We start from the raw sequence: 22,292 nt of genomic DNA on the forward strand, positions 1-22,292 counted from the left end.
TCATATGGAGCTCTTCGTTTAGGGCAGCATCATATGGAGCTCTTCGTTTAGGGCAGCATCAATAAAGTGCAGCCGCGCTATTAGCGGCTTAAACGTATTGAAGGTTGTCAATGCTTTTGAACAACACCGATAAACTTGCTTCTACATCACTTTCCTTTATCGATTCACCAGGGTGATGGCTTATGCCGCCTTTACAGCGAGTGAACAGCATAGCCACTGGGCATATATCAGCCATTGCCATAGCGTCATGTCCCGCGCCTGATGCCAATATTCTAGGTTTTAAGTCACTCAGTTCTACACCACGCACTAACGCTTGCTTTAAGTTTTCATCGCATTGCACTGCAGGGGCACTGTGGGTTTGCTCTACGCTAAGCTTTATACTTCGCCTCGCGGCAATCTCGCCTAAATGCTGCATTATTTCTGCCAAGGCGGCGTCTCGAAGCGCATCATCTTCGCTTCGTACGTCTAGTGAAAAGCGAGTTCTCCCCGATATCACGTTTACGCCGTTTGGCATGTTGTCTATCTTACCCACGGTTGCGACAACACCTGTTCGCTGATGGCTTATGCGCTCTACCGCTAAGATCATCTCTGCACTAGCAGCAAGGGCATCGAAGCGCATAGACATAGGCACCGTGCCGGCATGCCCCGCCATTCCCTCAATGGTGATATTGAAACGTTTGGCGCCGGCAATCGCGCTCACCACGCCTACAGGCAGGTTCTCTTGTTCAAGAACGGGGCCTTGTTCTATATGTAGCTCTAAATAGCCCAGTACGTCGGTGCGAGAAATACTGGCGCTGGACACCTCATCAAAATGAAGGCCAAATTGCTCCATGGCCTCGGCCAAACTTATGCCGTTTTCATCTTTTAAATGACGCCAGCTTTCTTGCCAACTCCCTGTAAGGGCGCGACTGCCTAAAAGGGTGGTGCCAAATCGTGTGCCTTCCTCATCGCAAAAACCCACAATATCAATGTGAAAAGGAAATTTACGCTGCAGGCCATCGAACATGGCTACCATGGAAATAGCGGCAACCACACCCAGCATACCGTCGTATTTTCCGCCGTTTGGTACGGTATCTAAGTGACTGCCCAAAATGAGGCGAGGGGCATTCGGCACGGTTGACGCATAGCGCCCCCATATATTGCCAACCGCGTCCTGCCAAGTCGTCATGCCTGCTTCAATCATCCATCCGGAGGCGAGTTGATTGGCAAGCCGGTGTTGGTCACTTAGATAGCGCCTATCAAGGCAATTAGGGTTTTGACTTAGCGTGCCTAGCATTTCACATCGCGCCATTACCTGCGTGGCTAGTTGAGCGAACTCACTCATTCGCGCTACCCGCCTTGTTAACGGCTTGCTTTGCTTGGGTGTAAACGCCAAGTGCGGCTTCAACGCCTGCACCAGCAGGGCAGTGATGCCCCTGCATACGAAGTACGGTTTCTAGTGACTGCAACGTATGAAGTACAGCGTCTTCGCGTGCGTTATAACCCATAGTGCCAATACGCCAAATTTTTCCTTTTAGTGGCCCAAAGCTGGTGCCAATTTCAATGTTAAAACGCAGTAATAGGGTTTCTCGAACCTCTTCACCTTCAACATTATCAGGTATGTACACACCTACCACGTTGTACATTTTGTGCTTTAAGTCACCAAAAGGCGCCAGCCCCATTGCTTGAATACCTGCAAGCATGGCGTCACCCGCCACTTTGTGACGAGCAATAACCTGTTGCTGACCTTCTTCTAAGTGCACTCGGGCGCACTCTCTCGCGCAGTACAGCATGCTGGCGGCTTCGGTATGGTGATTAAGGCGCTCATCGCCCCAGTAATCCATGATCATGGGTAAATCGAAGTAGTTTGAGCGAATTTTAGGGCCGGTTGCTGCTTTATGGTGGGCATCGCGAATACCGGCTTCAACGTGATGACGAGTGCGAACGGTTTTAACAAATTTGTCGCTAAGGGTAATAGGCGCGCTGCCAGATGGCCCCCCTAAACACTTTTGCAGTCCCACTGATACTGCATCGAGTTTCCACGCGTCGACGTCCAGCGGGTTACCGCCAATGGATGCAGTGGCGTCGCAGTAAAACAACACGTCGTGGGCTTCACAAATGGCGCCAATGTCAGCCAAAGGCTGCAGCATGGTGGTGGATGTATCGCCTTGCACAGTGGCCAGTAATTTTGGTTTAACTGCTTTAATTGCCGTTTCTATTTGTTCAGGCGTAAAAACTTCTCCCCACGGCACTTCAATGGTATGTACTTCGGCATCGGCACGCTCAGCAATCTCAGCCAATAGGTGACCAAAGCGGCCAAAAATAGGAATAAGCACTTTGTCACCGGGCTCAATAGCCGATACTAACACGGCCTCAATACCAGCACGTGAGGTGCCGTCAACCAAAAACGTTTGTTGATTCTTAGTATTAAACACATCGCGATAAAGGGCCATGGTTTCATTCATATAGCCGGTCATTACAGGGTCGTATTGGCCCACTAGCTGTGTTGCCATTGCCGATAGCACCCGGGGGTAACAATTAATTGGTCCTGGTCCCATAAGCAGGCGAGGCGGAGGAGAGAGCGGTGTAAAACCTTGCATAAAAGAAAACTCCTAAATGAGTACCTGCGCAAGCATGCGCAGGCCTGTAATGATGAGAACAACGGCGAATATCTTCTTGAGTAGCCCTGCGTCTAGCTTGTTGGCAATGCTAGCGCCAATAGGGGCAAAAAGAACGGTAAGGGGCACAATACAGGCAAAGCCTAATAGATTTACATATCCGTAGGTTGCAAAGGGTGCGTCTGGTGGTGTTGTACCTGCAAACAGCAGCGTAATAGCCGCTGGTAATGAGATAATTAGCCCCACGGCGGCGGCAGTGCCTACGGCTTTGTGAGCTGGGTAATTGCAAAAGGTAAGGGTAGGTACGGTAAGTGTTCCGCCGCCAATGCCCACCATAGCGCTAAATAAACCAATGCAGGTGGCCATGACAGACTGCCCGCCCTTACCGGGTAGGCTTTTGAACAACGCTTCCTTTCGGCCAATAAGCATGTTTATGGCCGATAGCATGGCAATAGTGCCAAACATTAGGGTTAAAAAGGTGGGATTAACTTGGGTAACGGCATAGCTGCCCACCAGAACGCCAATGAGAATAAACAATGCCCATGATTTAAGCAGGACAAAATCTACGTTCCCTTTGCCGTGATGGGCCTTTATTGAACTTAGCGAAGTGGGCACTATAGTAGCCAACGAGGTGGCAGTAGCAATAACCATGGCGCTTTCTGAAGATACACCGAGTGCCTGAAACAAGAAAAAGAGTACAGGCACAATAACGATGCCACCCCCAACGCCGAGCAACCCTGCTAATAATCCGGCAAAAACGCCGGTGCCAATTAACGATAAAATGACCGTTATGTTATCCATCAAAAACTGCATGTATGTGCTATCTCTTATTAATCTAAATTTTATGCGCTTAATTTTATGCGCTTAATTTTATGCGCTAATGCCGATGTGCGTTTGTCGATGAGTTACACCGAGACTTTGTAAAAGGCCGAGTTAAAGGGCCGGATAAAGGGGCAATTGTTAAAGACCCGCACAACAAGCCGCCATTAGTAACGGCCTTGAAAAAAGATATTAAGTAGCGGTTATAAATAACTGCTACTAATAAATGCTACATATAACCAAAAAAGGCTTTACCGTCGCTGCGCGGATCGCTTGCCCCTGTTACATCACCAGACTCCTGACGAATGATAGCGCCAGCATGTCCCATTAATTCATTGCATGGATCCACGGTTACCAGGTCATGTCCACGAGCTACCAAGCTCTCTCCTACGTATTCCACAAGGTCACGCTCGGCTTTAAGATTATGACTTTCGTCACCCCAAGTGCGACCCAATAACCAACGGCCTAACCATATTGCTTTGTCGATTGGTTGATTGTGATAGACGTGGCGGGCAAATACGGCCGCCTGAGTTTGTGGCTGACCCTCGCCACCCATGGTGCCGTAACTCATGCGACGACCGTCGCTCAGTTCTGCAAAAGCCGGATTTAACGTATGAAACGGCTTCAGCCCTGGCACTAAATATTGATTGCTTGATGGGTCGAGTGAAAACGACGTTCCGCGATTATTCCACACAATGCCGGTTTGCGGGCTAACAATGCCCGAACCAAACTCCCAGTAAAGCGACTGTATGTAGCTCACCATGCGGCCTTCACTGTCGCAGCACCCCATCCATATAGTGTCTCCTGGTTTGGCAACGTGTGGCCAAGGCAGTGCTTTATCAATCGAAATCTGTTGTGCCATTGCATCTAGCGACTCATCCGTAAGCAGCTGTTGTAAATCAATAGGCGTTCGAGATGGATCGGTCACGTTGTTGTTGCGAGCAATGAAGGCTTGCTTTGTACACTCAATGAGTAGGTGCACCATGTCCGCATCGCTACTGCCCAAGTGCTGCACTTTATCGTACAGCGCTAAAATTATAAGCGATGCCACACCTTGCGTTGGCGCAGGTAAATTATAAAGTTTACCTTTTGATGTAGTCACGCTAAGCGGGGTTACCCGTTGCGCCTTATAGTTTTCAAAGTCTTCTAGACGAATAGGAGAGCCTGCAGCTTCTAAGTCGGCAGCTAGCTTTTGTGCTAGCTCACCGTGGTAAAAGTCGTCTAGTCCTTTTTCTGCCAAATGAGCGAGGGTTTTTGATAAGGCCGTTAGCTTCAGTATTTTGCCCTTTTTAAGTGCCTTCCCTTTGATCAGAAACTGAGCGAAACTCTCATTACCGGCGAGGTCATCAAAGGTTTTATTACTCGCATCGGTTAAGCTTTGGGTAACTTCAATTCCCCAGTTAGCTTGGCTTATGGCCGTATCTAGCAGCGTGGTAAGTGGAAGGCCTTCTTTGCCACCTTGCCATTCTTTACTTATCTTTAGTGCTTCGCTCCAGCCAGCGACCGCGCCGGCCATGGTAAGCGCAGACATACCGCCGCGACTTGGAATAGCGTCATAGTTTTCGTAAAATGAAGGGGTGGCACCTTTTGCTGCAACACCTGATGCATCAATACCCACTGGGGTTTTGCCAGGCTCGCTGATAAGCCAAAAGCCGTCGCCTCCCAGCCCGTTCATATGGGGATACTCCACGGCAATTGACGCCGCTGCTGCAACCATAGCTTCAATGGCGGTGCCGCCTTTTTCTAAAATGTTTAAACCTACCTGAGACGCCGCAAAATGCGGGGCAGTAAACGCAATATTAGATTTTTTTATCATCATTCTTTCCTTCGATTTCAGGCATCGCGTGCTTCGATATTCACAACGTTTTGTTTCATTGCGCATGCGCTTGTTGTTACATGTTGCATCTGCTGTGCTACCAAATGAGTTTTTATTGAGTAATGCTTTAGCTGACGCTTCTCTTATTCTCTCGCTGACGCTTCTCTTATTTTTTCGCTGACGCTTCTCTTATTTTTTCGCTGAGGGCTCTAGTTTTCTCGCTGAGGGCTCTAGTTTTCTCGCTGAGGGCTCTAGTTTTCCAGCTAACGCTATAAGGGCAAGATCGTTGCCTTTTTTACCCACAAGCGATAGTCCGCAAGGCGCATTGTGTAGAGTAAATAACGGCATATGAAGCTGTGGTAACCCGGCTAACCCTGCAAGCGAGGTTAACGCGAGTAGTGAATTTCTATCATTTGCCAATGTAGTACTGTCGGCATCGCACCGAGGTGCAATGCCTGGCGTAGTAGGAATAACTAACACATCAATTTCTTGAAACAGTGTTTCAAGGCGCGTAACTACGTTTTGTTGCTGCAACTTTGCACAAGCCACTTGCTCTGCCGTTATGGTTTTACACCACAACAAGCGAACCATAATATCTTCTGCAATATCTGGTTTTTCCTCTTCTATCCACTGACCGTGCTGCTGCCAAATTTCACTGCCTTGCAATAGTCTAAATGTAGCAGCGGTATCCATGGCAGTTAAGTCGAGCATGTCAGCATCGAGATCAGTGGTGTTAAAGCGTGGACGGAGGTTTTCTTTTACCCATGTATTGCATTGTTCTTTGTGAAGGGCACTGTCAAACAAATTGTGGGCAACACCAAACCGTGGCTCGCTTTTAATGCCAAGCTGGGTATGCGTTGGAATACAAACCTTACTTACCGTTTCAAATGTGGCCAAGTCGCGTGTCATCCAGCCAACAGTATCGAAAGAGGGGGCTAAAGCCACCATATTGTCGCATTCAATAATGCCATGGGTTGTTCTCATACCCCACAGCCCTTGATAGCTAGCCGGAACTCGAATAGAGCCGCCTGTGTCGGTGCCTAAACCGATGTCTGCTAATTCGCTGCTTACTGCAACGGCAGAGCCCGATGATGATCCACCGGGAATATGTTCGGGAGCCGCTGGATTAACAAGCGCTGGAAAGTGTTTATTCTGCCCGTGAAGACTGTAAGCCAGCTCATCGGTAATGGTTTTACCTTTAAACACTGCGCCAGCGTTTAGCAGTGTTTTTACTGTGCTGTTTGTCTCAACTGTATATTTATCTGAACCTGCATGCGACTTCAAATAGTCAGGATTGCCCGCACCCGTTGGCAAATTAGCCATATGAAATAGGTCTTTAACCGCTAGCCCTAAATTTTCAAGGGGGCGTGTAAAGGAGCTCTCAAGGGCGTGCCGAGAGTTTTTTTCACTGATAGGTGGTGTTAATACAAAAGGAGAATTCACAGCGCTTTTCGTTATAGTCATTATAATTTTCGATATCTCCATGAAACAATCGTTTCAAAAAAATGTCAAGAGAAACAATTGTTCCTTTTATGCTAGGTGAAGGCTCTAGATCAGACTGTGTGAAAAGAGCCTATTAAAAAACATTGCAAGAAAATTCATTTAGAAAGGCTATTTAGAAAGGCTATTTAAAAAGGCTGCCTGAATAAAACGGCTCGAATAAGTTTTTAACATTGCAAAGCGCGAGATAAAAAATGCCTAGCGCAAGAAATAGAGAATGTGTTTTAGCGTTCAGAGTCTTCTAGCTCATCCATTTGCTTGTAAACTTGTGTTATGGCGTCAACGCGTTTAGAGGCAGTTAAGCCAAGTTTGCCGTACGTTAAATTACACAGCGTAGCAACCAAGCTCATTGGTGCGGCATAGCTGTCAAAGGGTGCATCGCTACCAATATGCGACACCAGTAAATGGTCGACAAAGTGCTTATACCCCTGACCAGTAGGATCGGTAATCAACACGGTTTTACAGTGCTTTATGCTCTCAAGCACAAACTTAAACTGGCGAGTGCGGCGACGAAAGCCAAATAATACCACCACGTCTTTATCAGTAAGGTCGATAATATCTTCACTGAGTGTCTGTCCGGGCTGAGGAAGCACTCTCACTGAAGCCCGTATTTGCTTTAACTGTTGGCGAAAGTGCAGGGCAATGGGATAGGCGTTTCTAAATCCAATAAGCGTTACTTGCCCAGCATTTGCCAGCAATGTAGCAACAGAGTTCAGCTCTTCAACAGCGATACCATCAAAACTTGCCGCTAGGTTTTGTACTTCACTATCGAAATGGTGTTTTTCATTATTATCTGACGCAATTGGAACGCCTTGTTCCCGCAGTGTGGTGAGTGAGGCTCTGGCTTGCTGGTGAGATTCAAAGCCCACCTGGCGAAAAAAACGACTTACCGTGGCTTTAGAAGTACCTACATTCTCCGCAATAAGCGATGTTGACTGCGATAGCACCGCAATGGGGTTTTTCTGAAGATAGTGCGCTATTGCCCTGCCCGCGGGAGACAGCGTTGCATAATGCTGGGCTATTTGCTCTAGAACATCGTTTGGGCTTTTATCCGCTCTTTTTTTAGTCATGGTCTTTTTTTGCAACTGCTCATCAACGCGTACGCCATTTTAGAAATAGTGATTTGATAAGAGTATTCCATGATTCCAATGGCTTATGCAATTTATTACAGAATGTGTGGAGATATTCAGTGGCTTTATTCACTTAACGTAATTACATTGCCCGAAGCTTCCCAATGAAGCGTATTTAAGCCACAGGTGATAAGTTACAGCGACCTAAAAACTGCTGCCACATGGCAACGTGTTCCTGCATGGCACTGCTGTAAGAAGCAAACCCCTCGTTAGCGTGCTGATTAATATAGCCCTTGAATGAATGGTGCAGTACTGGGTGGTTCTGCCACTTTTCCCACAACGGCATAAGTTTGTAGTGGTAGTTATTTATCAAGCTGCCCACGGGCTGAATTTTTTCAATAAAAAATAAGTAAAACACATTACGAAGAATTTTGGCAGTATCACTTGCCCGTCCCTCTGGGCAATCAATACTATTTAGCTGGGGAGACAGCGACGCTGTTAGTAGTGGTAAGGTAGTGGCAAGCGTTTGCTGTGTTTGCCACAAACTGGCGGGTAGTCGTGAAGAAAGAATTATTTTAAGCTGTGTTTCTAGCTCGCTGCTGTCAATACTTTTATTCAATGCCTCAGGCGCCAATAGTTCATCCAGAAAATATAAGCTATTGATACTGGCAAGTGCATCTTTATTGTTTTCAGATGCAAGTAAACGCTCTGGGCTATTTAACCCTAAGCGCAGCTCTTTACTGGTTTGAATAAGATTAGCCCAGCTTTGTGTGTAGGCTGCCTCTTTTTCCACTTTCCATGCGGCCAGCGTATCGGCGAGCTTTGTGTCGGTTTCTCTCAGTGAGTTCTCACAGGCTGAAAACACCGACAGCAGCTTACTCTCATACACTAAGCGCTGGGATGGAAGCTGGCTTTTGCCAAGAGACGTATTGCGTTCAGCAACCACACGGCCCAGTTCACAGTCTTGTATAGCGTAAAACTCTCGCAAGTTGATGTTCAACCCTTCAATGTTGTTCTTTAGTTGCGAGCCATCTGTCAGTTTTGGTAACGGGTTTACAACCGTTTCGGGCAACGGAGTATCTAACACTCGTGATAAGCGCCCCTGATAATCGTCAAGATTATCTTTTACCGTTTCTTGCCCAAAACACCCCGCTAGCAAGACAATGACAAATACAGCTGCCATACACCTAAACGCTGGTTTAAAAAGCGGCGTGTGCGGCTTAAAGGATGTAACGGGGTTAAACTTCATCATAGGTTGTGCGTCTCTTTAAATGGAGCGTTTCTCGTTTCAGTAATGGCGTTTCAGTAACGGCGTTTAATTTAACGGCGTTTTGCAAATAGCGCTCTACCACAACACGCCGATTAAAAAACTATATCTCGGCGCTGGTATAAAGGCTCCTGCCGCCATCCACATAAATAATTTGCCCTGTTATGTAGGAAGCAGAAACAAGAAAAATCAGTGTTTCTGCAATATCCTCAGGGCTGCCAAGCTGGCGAAGTGGAACGCTGTCCAGCAATCGGCGTTTGTCTTCTTTATTCATCTCTCGCTCAGGCCACAGTATAGCGCCAGGCGCAATACCGTTTACTCTCACATCTGGAGCAAGGTCTATTGCCATTGAGCGAGTGAGTGATGCCAATCCTGCTTTTGCCAATAAATACACGCTGTGCTTAGGCAGTGGTCTATCAATGTGCATATCAATCATATTAATAACGCTGCCTTTACTTTTTTTAAGTGCTGGCGTTAACGCTTGAGATAAAAACAAGGGGCCTTTTACATTGCTACCCACTAATGATGACCAGTCGTCTTCGGTAATTTCGCCAAGAGGCGTGGGATAAAAGCTTGATGCATTGTTAACCAGTAAGTCTAACCGCCCCCAAATAGCAATTGATTGCTTTGCTAGTTTTTGTACGCTGTCTTTGTCGCATAGATCGCCCTGAAGACTGGCGGCGGAATTTTTGCGAGATTGATTGAGCTCATTAACCAAGGCGTTTGCCTCATAAGAAGACGTTGCAAAATGAATGATCACTGAATATCCACTTGCGTGAAGTCGACGAGCTATTGTCGCGCCAATACGCTTTGCAGCGCCGGTGACTAATACGACAGGCGTTTCGCTTTTCTTATCCCCATCTGTACCAGCAAATGCACTAGGGCCATTGTCTTCCATAAAAACTCACTTTTTTACTTACGCTATGCGTATTTCGTGCGCTGAATATCGTCAGTCATACGTTCTGTCTGAACGATATAATAAGCAAAGAATAATAACCTGTGATTTAAAATAGGGTAAAGCGGATAGATTGGTTTTCTTTGATTGTCATTTTTTTCAATCGAGAAGCATGGATGAGAGAGGCATAACGATAGCGGTTTCTGCATAGTGAGTAAAAAAACAACATGTGTCAGCAAAGGAAAGCACTGAAAATAAGTGGTTAAATGCCAATTAGTGGGCGAAACCTATTTTCATCATTGAAGTTGTGCATACACTCGTTATAATCGCCCATCGAAAACATACTAATAATCCAACGTTGTGCTGTGTTGTTGTTCTTTCTCGTTGTATTTCACGAGGGGTTACGTTGCGCAAAAGCAGTGATGTTAGCGGGATAAACGCGAACGTTGGGGAAATACGAATAGCGTATTCCACGCTCAAACTTTAAATATGCAAGTGGCGCAGAGTAGGCGTCACCACTGTAAAGGAACATTCATGCCTGTAATTACCCTTTCTGACGGAAGCCAACGCGCTTTCGACAACGCTGTTTCTGTACTCGATGTTGCAAATGATATTGGCCCTGGTTTAGCCAAAGCAACCATTGCTGGAAAAGTAAATGGCGAGCTTGTTGACGCTGTTGACATGATAGATGCTGACGCACAGCTTCAAATAATCACCGCAAAAGACGACGATGGCTTGGATATTCTTCGCCACAGCTGTGCTCACTTGCTAGGCCATGCCATTAAGCAGCTATGGCCAAACACGAAAATGGCCATTGGACCCATTATCGACAACGGGTTTTACTACGACGTTGATATGGAAGAAAGCCTAACTCAGGAAGATTTAGCCAAGCTTGAAAAGCGTATGCTAGAGCTTGCCAAAACAAACTACGACGTAGTAAAAAACAAAGTCAGTTGGCAAGAAGCTCGCGATGCCTTTGCCGAGCGTGGTGAAGACTATAAAATTCAAATTCTTGATGAAAACATCAGCAAGGACGATCGCCCAGCACTGTATATTCACGAAGAGTATACCGACATGTGCCGTGGCCCTCATGTTCCCAACATGAAGTTTTGCCATCACTTTAAGTTGATGAAAGTGGCAGGTGCTTACTGGCGCGGAGACAGCGACAACAAAATGCTGCAGCGTATTTACGGCACAGCATGGGCAGACAAGAAACAATTGAAGTCGTATCTACAACGACTTGAAGAAGCTGAAAAGCGCGACCACCGTAAAATTGGTAAAGCACTCAACTTATTCCATTGGCAAGAAGAAGCGCCAGGTATGGTGTTCTGGCACAACGACGGATGGTCTATCTACACCGAATTAGAAAGCTTTGTTCGCACAAAACTTCGCCAATACAACTACGACGAAGTAAAAGGTCCATTAATGATGGACCGTAGCTTGTGGGAAAAAAGCGGGCACTGGGACAAGTACGCAGAAAACATGTTTACTACTGAGTCGGAAAAGCGCGAGTACGCGATTAAGCCGATGAACTGCCCAGGTCATGTTCAAATATTTAACCAGGGCCTTAAATCATATCGTGATTTACCATTGCGTATGGCTGAATTCGGTTGTTGCCACCGCAATGAGCCTTCAGGCGCATTGCACGGGTTAATGCGAGTTCGAGGATTTACCCAAGACGATGCCCATATTTTTTGTACAGAAGAGCAAATCTTAGAAGAGGTTAGCGGCTGTATTAAAATGGTATATGAAACCTACGCAGCATTTGGTTTCGACAAAGTGGCTGTAAAATTATCTACTCGACCTGAAAAACGAGTAGGGGCTGATGAAATTTGGGATAAGTCGGAAGCGGCATTAGCTGACGCATTAAAAGCCAATAATATTGAATTTGAATATCAACCGGGTGAAGGTGCGTTCTACGGTCCTAAAATTGAATTTACTTTACACGATTGTCTAGACAGAGCATGGCAATGTGGTACTGTGCAACTCGATTTCTCGATGCCGGGTCGTTTAGGGTCTACTTACGTTGCTGAAGATGGTGAACGTAAAGTACCTGTAATGATCCACAGAGCGATTCTGGGGTCGCTTGAGCGTTTCATCGGTATACTTACCGAAGAGTTTGCCGGTTTTTACCCGTTATGGTTAGCGCCACAACAGGTTGTAGTAATGAACATTACTGACAAACAGGCAGATTACGCAAAAGAGTGTGTAAAAAAACTGCACGATTTAGGGTTTAGAGCAAAGTCTGACTTGAGAAATGAGAAGATTGGCTTTAAAATCCGTGAGCACACACTTAAGCGTATCCCATATATGCTAGTAGTAGGTGATAAAGAAATGGAATCGGGCGAAGTAGCAGTGCGCTCACGTCGCGGCGACGACCTAGGTAAAATGAGCCTGGAAGACTTTATTGCCATGTCTCAACAAGAAGTTATGGCAAAGACCATTAAGTAGTTGAGCAAAATTTGTGTATAATGCACAACGGAGTTTGTTTTTGACTCAAATTTCATGCTAATTTCGGCATCACAAAAACAAACGAAAGAATTAAATGTTTGGAGGAATACCACATTAAAGGCGCTAACAATAAGGCTCAGGGCGACAAAGCCCGCATTAACGATGAGATTAAAGCCAAAGAAGTACGTTTAATTGGCAAAGACGGAGAACAAGTTGGCGTAGTTTCACTTGCAGAAGCCACGCAGCTAGCGGAAGAAGCTTCCTTAGATCTTGTAGAAATCAGTCCCAATGCTGAGCCGCCAGTCTGTAAAGTTATGGACTATGGTAAGTTCGTCTTCGAAAAGAGTAAGGCTCAGAAAGAGCAGAAAAAGAAACAAAAGCAAATTCAGGTCAAGGAGATTAAATTTCGCCCTGGCACTGATGAAGGCGATTACCAGGTAAAACTGCGCAACCTGCGTCGCTTTCTCGAAGGTGGTGATAAAGCCAAAGTCACAATTCGCTTCCGCGGACGTGAAATGGCGCACCAAGAAATCGGTATAGACCTACTAAATCGCGTTAAAACCGATTTAGAAGACATCGCAAATTGCGAATCTTTTCCACGTCGCGTGGAAGGTCGCCAGATGATTATGGTGCTAGCCCCAACTAAGAAGTAGTAATGGTCTAAAGTTTTCAGGAATCTGCACCCTGAAACACCTTGCTGCAAACATTAACCGGCAATTAAGCGTCTGCACGCTGAACATGTCGATACAAAACAATGCGGAGTTTTAGCAATGCCTAAAATGAAATCTGTAAGCGGTGCCGCCAAGCGTTTTAAGAAAACGGGCTCAGGTCGCTTTAAAAGCAAGCAGTCTCACTTACGTCACATTCTGACTAAGAAGAGTACTAAACGTAAACGCCAGTTACGTGGCAAAAAAATGGTTCATGATTCTGATACTAAATTAGTTCAGCGCATGTTGCCGTACGTTTAAGACTTAGGAGACTAAAGAATGGCTAGAGTAAAACGCGGCACGGTAGCACGTGCTCGTCACAAAAAAGTCCTCAAGCAGGCAAAAGGGTATTATGGCGCTCGTTCACGAGTTTATCGCGTAGCGGTACAGGCTGTAACTAAAGCTGGTCAATATGCTTACCGCGACCGTCGTCAGCGTAAACGTCAATTCCGTCAATTATGGATTGCGCGTATCAATGCTGCGTCACGTCAAAATGGTTTGTCATACAGCCGTTTCATTAACGGTTTGAAGAAAGCGTCTGTTGAAATCGATCGTAAGATCCTTGCCGACATCGCAGTTCATGACAAAGCAGCTTTTAGCGCATTAGTCGAAGCGGCTAAAGGCGCATTAGCTTAATTATTAACTAATTAAGTTTAAGTTCTTTCGGGGAAAGGCGAGCAGGATGCTCGCCTTTTTCTTTTCTAATAGAAAATCCCGTTGAAGTTGAAACGCTTTTTGGGTTATCTACTATTTCAAACGCCCCAACGCCCCAACGCCCCAACACACAAAAAACCATACATCCGTGCCCAAACATCCCGAGCTCCTTGAGCCTAAACCGCCGACATCTACAATACTGAACTTTCTTCAAACTAATAAGAGTGTGCTTTACTGCTTTGCAATAAAAAAGAGCAAGAGCATGCGCCACAGATTTTACCTTCCACAGAACAACCACTTTTTATGTAAACAGGCATGCGCTTTATAATTAAGTGACGGCACAATCAAGTGACAGAAATAAATTACTGATACTAAGCAATCCAACCTGTACAGAGAGAGTATAGGTGCGGCTGATGCTAAAGGTGTGTATAAGCTTAAAGGGGAATAGGTTTAAGTAGTTTTGGTTAAAGCTGTGAATAAGGTTTAACCCAAAGAAGAGACTCACTAAATTAAACAAAGTAATAAAAGCGCAGGAGAAGCCTCTCTGCGCTAATTGCATTCACTAGCTAATAAGCATTTTTATTTAAGAAACCGTTGAATATAGTCATAAATACAATTTTTATGTCGAACCAAATAGACCAGCGATGAATGTAATCTAAGTCGTATTCAACCCGCTGAACCATTTTGTTGGTAGTTTCCGTTTCACCCCGTAAGCCGTTTACTTGGGCCCAACCAGTAATACCTGGCTTAACTTTGTGGCGCAGCATGTAGCCCGTAATTATTTTTCTATACTCTTCATTGTGAGCTACCGCATGAGGGCGGGGGCCTACAATCGACATTCTACCCTGCAATACATTAATAAATTGCGGAAGCTCATCTAGAGAGGTACGTCGTAAAAAACCACCAATTTTGGTAAGGCGGGCATCGTTCTTTGTAGCTTGCTTTACTACGGCGCCGTTATCTTGCGTTGTCATCGAACGAAATTTATAAACAGTAATTTGCTTACCATCTAATCCGTAGCGTTTTTGTTTGAAAATAACAGGGCCTTTAGACGTCGCTTTTACAGCCGCCGCAATGCAAAGCATAGGAACGGATATCAATGCAAGAATGGCAATGCTCAGCACCACGTCTTCCATACGTTTTAATACATCGCTAGCACCTTGAAAAGGAGTGTCGTAAACACTTAACGCTTGCACATTGCCTACGGTTTGCCAGCGAGCGTTTAATAGATTGTACATAAAAAAGTTTGGAATAACGTAAACGTTTGCTGTGGTATCGCTGCACTGTTCTAAAATAGAGCGAATTCGATTTTCAGCGCTCATAGGTAGTGCAATATAGATGTAATCTACTTCGTTGCGTTTTGCCATTTCTATCGCTTCAGCAATGTTGCCTAGTACGGTGTTTTGTACTTCATGCTGAAGACGATCGCCTGTTCGATCATCAAAAATGCCATTAAATCGGATACCAAGATGTTCGTTGTTCTGTATCTGTAAAGCGACATTTGCGCCTAAATGTGTCGCCCCGATAACAATAGAACGTCTAGAATTAAGGCCGCTTTTACGGATTTTGAATAAAAATTTGCGCATCACGTATCGCCACACAATGAGCGCGACAAATGATGAAGCAAACCACAGTAATAGTGCCGACGTGGATAGGTTAATGTCTGAAACGAAGAAGTACCCAAGCGTAAGGGTGCCAAAAATACTAATAGCCCAAGTGATGGCCGCTGCCCTTAACATCTCTGGTGTTCTGTGCCCACGCCAAGAGCGATATAGTTCAACACCTTCAGCGGAAATTTGAAAGCACACAACATTGATAAATAAGAGCAAAAGGCTAGTCGTATCTACGGCTAGATGAAAGTACGCCGCACTTGCATAGTATAGAAGAGTAACGATGGAAAGGTCGATGAGCCGATAAAATGTAGAAAAACCGCTCTGATTTCGTACTATCAAACCACCGGTGCCCGTTGATTCCATTGGGTGCGATTTTAGCACTTTGTTAGGTTCTACCTTATTGTCCATTTTAAGTATCTCGAGATGCAAAAGTGAGTTAGCAAAAAGCTGATAGATGCTGAATAAATGCCATTTAATATCGAATCAACTATCAATAACCAAGCAAGAATTACGCCTTTACGATAGGCGCATTGAAAAAATAAGAGAGTGTCATCCTCTTTTCATGTCCGCAACCATAAAAAAGAAGACCTTTTCGGGCCAAAAATACACAAATACTATAGTGTTGCACAGTATATCTTTCTTGTAATTTTATTACAAAATTATTCGTTATACGTTGTCAATGTCCGCAACTTTACAAGTTTATACTTTCCATATTACAAGCAAATGAGATAGCATATGCCGCAAGTTTAAAAGCGTTAGCTAATCAAGCGCTGCCTAATGCTGATGGACAAAAACTGGCATCGTCGCCGGCTAATCCAGTAAAAATCAGGATGGCATTGCCTGAACTACGTGGCGCGGTATGAAAGAGTATTACAAACGGGCACGTTGTTTGCTGCTTATTCTTAAAAGTGTTAAAGATGCTGGTTTAACTCTGTACTCAAGGGTTAAAACAATCGCAGAATAGTAAAAATGCGTTTTTTTTAAAGCAACCGTGTTTGTTTTTGCACTGCAATGACTCATTAGGCCTAAATTCAGAGGAATAGTAATGTCTACATGGACAAAGAACATAATAGTGTTGTCGGCCGTTTGCGCCGCAGCTCCCATAAATGTTAATGCGCAGGAAGCAGGCCGAATTGAGGTTGGGCAGTTTGATTTTGTTCCTATTCTTAACTCGTCAATCAGTTATGTTGATAACGTTTCGCGAGTATCAGATGACGATCCTAAAATATTCAGCTGGCGCTCGGTAATTTCTCCTGAAGTTATAGCTGCGACTGAAATAAACGGAAACCCAGTGCAACTAGGATACAGACTAGAGCGAGGTGTCTATTTTTCAAGTAGTAACGATGATTACACCGATCACTTTTTAGAAGCTTCGACAGAAATCGACATAAACAGTCGAAATCGCTTTAATATTCTCGCCCAGTATGAAGACGGTCATGAAGATCGCGGTTCAGGTTTCTCAATCGGTTTTGGTCAAGATTTGACAACGCCAGATACTTATAAGAGTTCACTTGTTGGTGTTAACTATAAGTTCGGCAGTATAACGTCTAACGCTGGGTTAGCTTTTAGGGCAAATCGCTCTACACTTGAATACGATAGAACTGAGGATCAATACTTAATTCGTAATCGCGCGGTCAACGTTGTGGGGGCAGAATTTAACTATGACATTAGCCCATCAGTCTCTTTGGTGTTGGATTTAACCCGGTCTTCGATAAATTACGATGAGCAGCTTTTACTTGATCCTCTCGATAGTGATGAAACACGACTGCTAGTAGGGGTTAGGTGGGAAAATACAGCCGCGACCACTGGGTATGCAAAAGTAGGTTATAAAGAAAAAGAGTTTGATGCTCAGGCAAGAGACACTTTTTACGGCACTGACTGGGAAGTAGGTGTTGAATGGCAACCGCTGACCTACTCAACGTTCGATTTTTCAACCTCTGCTACAACCAACGAAACCAACGGCGAAGGTAGCTTAATTAGAAGCAGGCTCTATAGAGCATCTTGGAATCACAATTGGTTAGAAAGGCTGAGCACCTCTTTTGGTGTTGTAATAATTGATGATGAATACATTTTAGATGGTGCTGTTTTAGCTAACCGTACTGATGATGTTACTCGGTACAACGCTGCGTTGAACTACAATGCTCAAAGATGGTTAAGCTTCTCTCTTTTCTACAATATCAATAAGCGAGATAGTAACAGAGAAATAATAGGATACGATCAACGTGTTTTAGGTGTGTCTGCTGAGGTAACACTGTGAAAAGCATTGTACTAAAACTAAGCATTTTTCTATCGCTGATGTTTTTTATGGCTTCAACCTGTTTTGCTCAGGCTGGTAACCCGAGTATGAGCCAATATCAACTTGGCTCTGGCGATAGAGTAAATATAAGTGTTTTTGGCCAAGAAGATCTCTCTCTTGAGGTGAGACTTCCCGATGTTGGTACGATTAATTATCCATTTTTAGGTGAAATCAAACTCGTAGGTCTTACTGCCGCAGAAGTTGAGCAACTAATTTACGAAGGGCTATTAGGCGATTACCTAGTAAACCCCTCTGTTTCCGTTTCTATTGTTGAATACCGCCCGTTTTTTATCGATGGCGAAGTGAAAAGACCTGGCGGTTACCCTTATCAACCCGGCCTTTCTGTTAACAAAGCCGCAGCGTTAGCTGGAGGATATACTGAGCGTGCAAGTAAAGATAAAATTCAAATAATAAGGGAAAAAGACGGCCAGCAGTTTGAATTCTCCGTTTCTGTCACCGATATGATACAGCCTGGTGACATCATCACTATCAATCAGCGCTTCTTTTAACCGACAATCGTGTGAGCTAAAAATGGCAGTACAAATTACGGACAATAATGAATCGAACGAACTCATCGATCTCGGATACTATTTCAACATAATAAAACGCTATAGTTTTAGGATAATTGCCTTAAGCCTTGCCTTTACCTTGCTCGTAGCGGTTTTAGTGCTGCGTATGACACCGCTATATACCTCGTCGACAACGTTATTAATTGAGTCTGACAAAACTAATGTCGTCTCAATTGAAGAGGTTTATGGCATTGATACTAAACGCAAAGATTATATGGCTACTCAGTACGAAATACTGAGGTCTCGTCAGGTTGCAGAGAAAACAGTTGAAGGGCTTTCGCTGTACAGCAACGATATATTCATGCCTGTTGAAGAGACGAATGAACCTTCATTGCTCTCTCGCTTTAAAACGCTGTTGCCTTTTTTGCCTCAGACCGAGCCTAAGCAATTCACTGACTCTGAGCTACTTGAGCAAAAGAAAAGAAAGGCGGTTTCGCTGTTGATGGAAGCAACAGATATAGCGATGATGAAAGACACGCAGCTAATGCGAATATCGGTAACTACAGAATCCCCTTCGTTATCAGCACAGATAGCGAATACGATTGCTGACGTTTACATTGAAAGCTATTTGCAAGCTAAAGTGGACATGACGGCTAAAGCAACATCCTTTTTAACGGATAGCATTCAAGGCTTAAAGGGTAAGTTGAATATTGCTGAGCGTAACTTAGCTCGCTTTTATGAAACGAACCAAGTTGTTAATATTGATGGCGTAGTCGGTTTAGCTTCAGATGAGTTAGAACGTCTCAACATTCAACTATCTGAAGCACAAATTGAGTTGAAGCTGAATGAAGTTATTTACAGCCAGATAAAAGACAGCAAAGCATTGTCTGATGTGGCCAGGTTACCTGAAGTTTTAAATCACCCTGCTGTGCAAGATGTAAGGCGAGACGAAGGTAAAGCCTTAGCGAAGGTTAGCGAACTTAGAAATGTATACGGGCCCAAGCATCCTAAAATGATTGCGGCCAATGCTGAGCTTACTGCAATTCGAGACACACTAAGTATTCAAATAAACGATTTGATTAGCAGTATTACCACGCAATATGAATCGTCTAAAGAAAAGGTTAAACGCCTTGAAAGCGAAGTTAATGCGTCTAAAGCGGCTTTCCGTTCACTTTCTGAGCTGGATAACCAAAGAAAAGCCCTTGAAAGAGACGTAGATATCAATCAGCAATTGTATAACTCGTTTTTTACTCGTTTAAAAGAAACGGATGAGTTGGGCGGTTTTGAAACAGCAAATGCAAGGGTACTTGATAATGCGCTTCCTCCGAGTATGCCATCTAAGCCAAATAAAAAGTTGTTTATTGCAGTGGCGTTTGTATTTAGCGTAGCATTCGGTGTGTTTTTAGCCATACTACTTGAAACCTTAAACAGTGGTATTCGTTCTGTAGAGGATGTAGAGCGTAAGCTAGGCCAAAGAATGTTGGGCCTAATCCCCTGGCTCCATCATAAAAAGAAAACTGACTTACCTATACGCTCTTTTTTCGATGGAAAAAAACATCAGTTTTCTGAGTCGGTTCGAACGCTGCGAACCAGTTTATCGTTACTAAACCTAGACAAAGAGCAGCAGGTTATTATGCTTACGTCTAGCGTGCCTAAAGAAGGGAAGACAACGGTTTCTATAAATCTCGCTTTTGCATTAGGTCAATTAGACAAAACCATTTTGATAGATGCAGACTTGCGCAGACCGAGTGTGGGTAGGCAGTTTAATATTCCAAGTTACCAGCCAGGTATCGCAAACTTAATACTGAAGTCTCATACTTTTGACGAGTGTTTAGTACAAGACGAAGAATCGAAAATAGATATCCTTACTGCAGGAACGATCCCTTCAAATCCCCAAGAGTTGTTGTCTGATAAAGGTTTTGACTTACTTATTCAAGAGCTAAAAACGAAATATAAATATGTCGTGATTGATACAGCACCAACGCAAGCAGTGAGCGATTCTATGGTGATCGCAAATTCGTGTGACTCGGTAATTTATGTGGTTAGAGCAGACAGTACTAGCGATAAAGTGATCAATAGCGGTATTTCCCGTTTCTTACAAGTTGGACATCGACTTGATGGAGTGGTGCTTAATCAAGTAAACTTGAAAAAGTCTGACGTAGCACAAAGGTATGCCGGCTTTTATGACCAATACGAGTACACCAGTCATAAAGATGGCGAAAAGTAGTATTTGATAGACCTTCATAGCCATATTTTACCTGGCATCGACGACGGTGCCAGAAACCTCGATATCGCCGTTGATATGGCGCAGCAAGCAGTGAACTGTGGTGTAACACACATGGTTTGCACTCCCCATATTCATCAAGGTTACTTCGATAACAACATCGCCACCATAGAAGCGGCTTTCCTTCAGTTACAAAGCAGTTTAGAGCAAGGTGAAATTCCTCTTTCAATATCCTTTGCTGCCGAGGTTCGCGTAAACGAACTTATCCCTCACTGGATTAAACGAAATGAACTTCCGTTCTTAGGTAACTTTGAGGGAAAGAAGGTGTTGTTGTTAGAGATGCCACACAGTCATGTGCCCCCCGGTTTAGATGCCCTTATTAAATGGCTACTGAAGAATGGCGTTCAACCATTGATTGCGCACCCTGAAAGAAACCGAGAGCTATTGGCCGAGCAGCATAAATTTAATTGGCTTAAACGAACGGGGTGCAAATTTCAAGTTACCGCTGGTGCGCTTACAGGCAGGTTTGGTGAGAAGGTTCAGACGTTTGCTCACACTCTGATGCATGAAAGGGCATTTCATGTAGTTGCATCAGATACGCACGACACAGTTCGCCGGCCTAATGATATGGCTGAAGCTTTCCAAATAATTAATGGCTTTGATGAACAATATGCAAATGTTGTATTTTATTCTACGCCAGCCGCCATTGTTGGAATTGAATAACTGTGCGCCGCCTAGCTCAAAAATATACAGCAAGCGCTCTACGATTGGTTATCGCCTTGTTAGCGCTTTGGGGAATAGTGTGGAGCGCACAGCTGTTTGTTGCGGGCAACGCTTATTACAGCGTTAAAAATACGCTAGAGATATGGCAAAACGACCCCAATAAGGCTTCTTTGCAAAAGGCTGAAGAAGCCCTTGTAAAAATAGACAACGCGCTCAGTTACTTTCCCGACAATGCGCTTTACCATCAAATTAAAGGTCAGATATTCGAATGGCTCGCATTTGTAGATCGCAATGCGCAGTCAGGATATTTTACAAACGCCAACGTAAGCTATCGAAACAGTATTCACCTAAGGCCTAATTGGTCGGGCAGTTGGATTGGGTTGGCAACCGTTAAATGGAAAAAACAGCAATTAGATGAGCAGTTTTATGAATATTTGAATATGGCAATAAAAGTAGGGCCTCAAGATGCAATTACTCACGTTTTTATTATCGAGTATGGCTTTGCCATGCTCAGTGCGCGAGATGTACAGTTTGTAAAAATAAGACAGAATCTTAAGCAGCATTTGCCCTTAGGTTTGATTAATCCATTGAGTAGAAAACAGGTAATTTCAGCCATAGAAAAATACAACGCAAAGCCAACGGCGTGTACATGGCTAAATACTTACGAAGATAAAGGCCCTCATAAGGTTTTGGGGTGTTAAATAAGCCTGCACACCTTAACTTTTGTGCTTTAGGTGTTCGCTTTTAGCCAATCCCAAAGCCCCAGTGAAAAACCTTCAAATAGATTTATTCCTAGCCAACTTTTGAGCACGTAAAGTAAAAAAAGCCCAACCAGTATAGAAAAAGAGACAAACACCATTAACCCCAGTGCCATTATAATTTTACCGGCACGAGCTTCTTCTCTCGATAAATCTCGCTTGTCTTTCCCTGCAAGTACAACAATATAAAATCTACTTCTAAAAAAGCTTATAGTGCCCCGTAAGTCTATTTTATGGTTGCCCCATTTTCTACCGGCAAGTGCTGTATTTAAGTGCGCTAGTTGTTCATCAGAGAACGAGTTCGCAACCTTATCCGGTATGCGTTCAAGCAAGTGCTGTACGTTAGGCTCTTCGCGCACAGGGTGTTTAATTTTAAGAACCATTACATATCTC

Annotated in this window: 20 protein-coding genes; 9 read left to right on the forward strand and 11 right to left on the reverse strand. The window is 44.3% G+C overall.

Translation table 11 applies throughout. The features are described from left to right. Positions 1–88 precede the first annotated feature (88 nt). The 9 genes from ACOJR9_RS07810 to ACOJR9_RS07850 all read right to left on the reverse strand — a co-directional run bounded on the left by ACOJR9_RS07810 (position 89) and on the right by ACOJR9_RS07850 (position 10,173). Positions 89–1,324 carry an allantoate amidohydrolase gene (locus tag ACOJR9_RS07810; protein ID WP_420935733.1) on the reverse strand — a complete coding sequence of 412 codons (1,236 nt, stop codon included), beginning with the start codon at positions 1,322–1,324 and terminating at the stop codon, positions 89–91. Continuing rightward, a complete protein-coding gene (locus tag ACOJR9_RS07815) occupies positions 1,317–2,579 on the reverse strand; it encodes a pyridoxal-phosphate-dependent aminotransferase family protein (RefSeq protein ID WP_420935734.1) in 1,263 nt (420 codons plus the stop codon). The genes ACOJR9_RS07810 and ACOJR9_RS07815 overlap by 8 nt, the downstream gene beginning before the upstream one ends. A 12-nt stretch (positions 2,580–2,591) precedes the next feature. Further along, complete coding sequence (locus ACOJR9_RS07820) at positions 2,592–3,410, reverse strand: sulfite exporter TauE/SafE family protein (RefSeq protein WP_420935735.1); 819 nt, start codon at positions 3,408–3,410, stop codon at positions 2,592–2,594. Between the two features lie 235 nt (positions 3,411–3,645). Continuing rightward, positions 3,646–5,232: a gamma-glutamyltransferase family protein gene (locus ACOJR9_RS07825; protein ID WP_420936088.1), complete on the reverse strand. Its 1,587-nt coding sequence runs from the start codon at positions 5,230–5,232 to the stop codon at positions 3,646–3,648. A 189-nt stretch (positions 5,233–5,421) separates the two neighbouring features. After that, a complete protein-coding gene (locus ACOJR9_RS07830; RefSeq protein WP_420935736.1) occupies positions 5,422–6,696 on the reverse strand; it encodes an amidase in 1,275 nt (424 codons plus the stop codon). A 260-nt stretch (positions 6,697–6,956) separates the two neighbouring features. Beyond that, positions 6,957–7,802, reverse strand: coding sequence for a MurR/RpiR family transcriptional regulator (locus tag ACOJR9_RS07835; protein ID WP_420935737.1), 846 nt, complete (start codon positions 7,800–7,802; stop codon positions 6,957–6,959). Between the two features lie 175 nt (positions 7,803–7,977). Beyond that, positions 7,978–9,054 (reverse strand): DUF3080 family protein, encoded by a 1,077-nt coding sequence (locus ACOJR9_RS07840; RefSeq protein ID WP_420935738.1) that lies wholly within the window; start codon positions 9,052–9,054, stop codon positions 7,978–7,980. Between the two features lie 118 nt (positions 9,055–9,172). Continuing rightward, positions 9,173–9,967, reverse strand: coding sequence for a pteridine reductase (locus ACOJR9_RS07845; protein WP_420935739.1), 795 nt, complete (start codon positions 9,965–9,967; stop codon positions 9,173–9,175). A 23-nt stretch (positions 9,968–9,990) separates the two neighbouring features. Next, positions 9,991–10,173 (reverse strand): fructosamine kinase family protein, encoded by a 183-nt coding sequence (locus tag ACOJR9_RS07850; protein ID WP_420935740.1) that lies wholly within the window; start codon positions 10,171–10,173, stop codon positions 9,991–9,993. A gap of 325 nt (positions 10,174–10,498) precedes the next feature. On the opposite strand from ACOJR9_RS07850, the gene thrS reads away from it, so the two are divergent. From thrS to rplT, 4 genes are all read left to right on the forward strand, one after another. Then, positions 10,499–12,415, forward strand: a complete 1,917-nt coding sequence (gene thrS / locus ACOJR9_RS07855) for a threonine--tRNA ligase (RefSeq protein WP_420935741.1) — start codon at positions 10,499–10,501, stop codon at positions 12,413–12,415. A gap of 98 nt (positions 12,416–12,513) precedes the next feature. Continuing rightward, a complete protein-coding gene (gene infC, locus ACOJR9_RS07860) occupies positions 12,514–13,068 on the forward strand; it encodes a translation initiation factor IF-3 (RefSeq protein WP_420935742.1) in 555 nt (184 codons plus the stop codon). 117 nt (positions 13,069–13,185) lie between these two features. Next, the gene (rpmI, locus tag ACOJR9_RS07865; RefSeq protein WP_420935743.1) at positions 13,186–13,383 is read left to right on the forward strand and encodes a 50S ribosomal protein L35; all 198 of its coding nucleotides are present in this window, start codon (positions 13,186–13,188) and stop codon (positions 13,381–13,383) included. A gap of 18 nt (positions 13,384–13,401) precedes the next feature. After that, complete coding sequence (rplT, locus tag ACOJR9_RS07870; protein ID WP_032095096.1) at positions 13,402–13,758, forward strand: 50S ribosomal protein L20; 357 nt, start codon at positions 13,402–13,404, stop codon at positions 13,756–13,758. 584 nt (positions 13,759–14,342) lie between these two features. On the opposite strand, the gene ACOJR9_RS07875 is transcribed toward rplT, so the two are convergent. Then, on the reverse strand, positions 14,343–15,797 hold the full coding sequence (locus ACOJR9_RS07875; RefSeq protein ID WP_420935744.1) for an undecaprenyl-phosphate glucose phosphotransferase: 1,455 nt from the start codon (positions 15,795–15,797) through the stop codon (positions 14,343–14,345). A 637-nt stretch (positions 15,798–16,434) separates the two neighbouring features. Between ACOJR9_RS07875 and ACOJR9_RS07880 the strand changes: the two genes are divergently transcribed. Genes ACOJR9_RS07880 through ACOJR9_RS07900 form a run of 5 tightly spaced genes read left to right on the forward strand, consistent with a single transcriptional unit; the run spans position 16,435 to position 21,842 of the window. Next, complete coding sequence (locus ACOJR9_RS07880) at positions 16,435–17,646, forward strand: outer membrane beta-barrel protein (protein ID WP_420935745.1); 1,212 nt, start codon at positions 16,435–16,437, stop codon at positions 17,644–17,646. Between the two features lie 5 nt (positions 17,647–17,651). Further along, positions 17,652–18,194 carry a polysaccharide biosynthesis/export family protein gene (locus ACOJR9_RS07885; protein WP_420936089.1) on the forward strand — a complete coding sequence of 181 codons (543 nt, stop codon included), beginning with the start codon at positions 17,652–17,654 and terminating at the stop codon, positions 18,192–18,194. Positions 18,195–18,216: 22 nt separating this feature from the next. Then, positions 18,217–20,421, forward strand: a complete 2,205-nt coding sequence (locus ACOJR9_RS07890; RefSeq protein WP_420935746.1) for a GumC family protein — start codon at positions 18,217–18,219, stop codon at positions 20,419–20,421. A gap of 3 nt (positions 20,422–20,424) precedes the next feature. After that, positions 20,425–21,141 (forward strand): tyrosine-protein phosphatase, encoded by a 717-nt coding sequence (locus ACOJR9_RS07895; protein ID WP_420935747.1) that lies wholly within the window; start codon positions 20,425–20,427, stop codon positions 21,139–21,141. A 2-nt stretch (positions 21,142–21,143) separates the two neighbouring features. Further along, positions 21,144–21,842 carry a VpsP family polysaccharide biosynthesis protein gene (locus ACOJR9_RS07900; protein ID WP_420935748.1) on the forward strand — a complete coding sequence of 233 codons (699 nt, stop codon included), beginning with the start codon at positions 21,144–21,146 and terminating at the stop codon, positions 21,840–21,842. Between the two features lie 29 nt (positions 21,843–21,871). On the opposite strand, the gene ACOJR9_RS07905 is transcribed toward ACOJR9_RS07900, so the two are convergent. Continuing rightward, a complete protein-coding gene (locus tag ACOJR9_RS07905) occupies positions 21,872–22,282 on the reverse strand; it encodes a 3-phosphoshikimate 1-carboxyvinyltransferase (RefSeq protein ID WP_420935749.1) in 411 nt (136 codons plus the stop codon). Positions 22,283–22,292 lie beyond the last annotated feature (10 nt).

It is taken from the genome of Alteromonas ulvae (assembly GCF_048987005.1).
Taxonomy (GTDB): Bacteria; Pseudomonadota; Gammaproteobacteria; order Enterobacterales; family Alteromonadaceae; genus Alteromonas.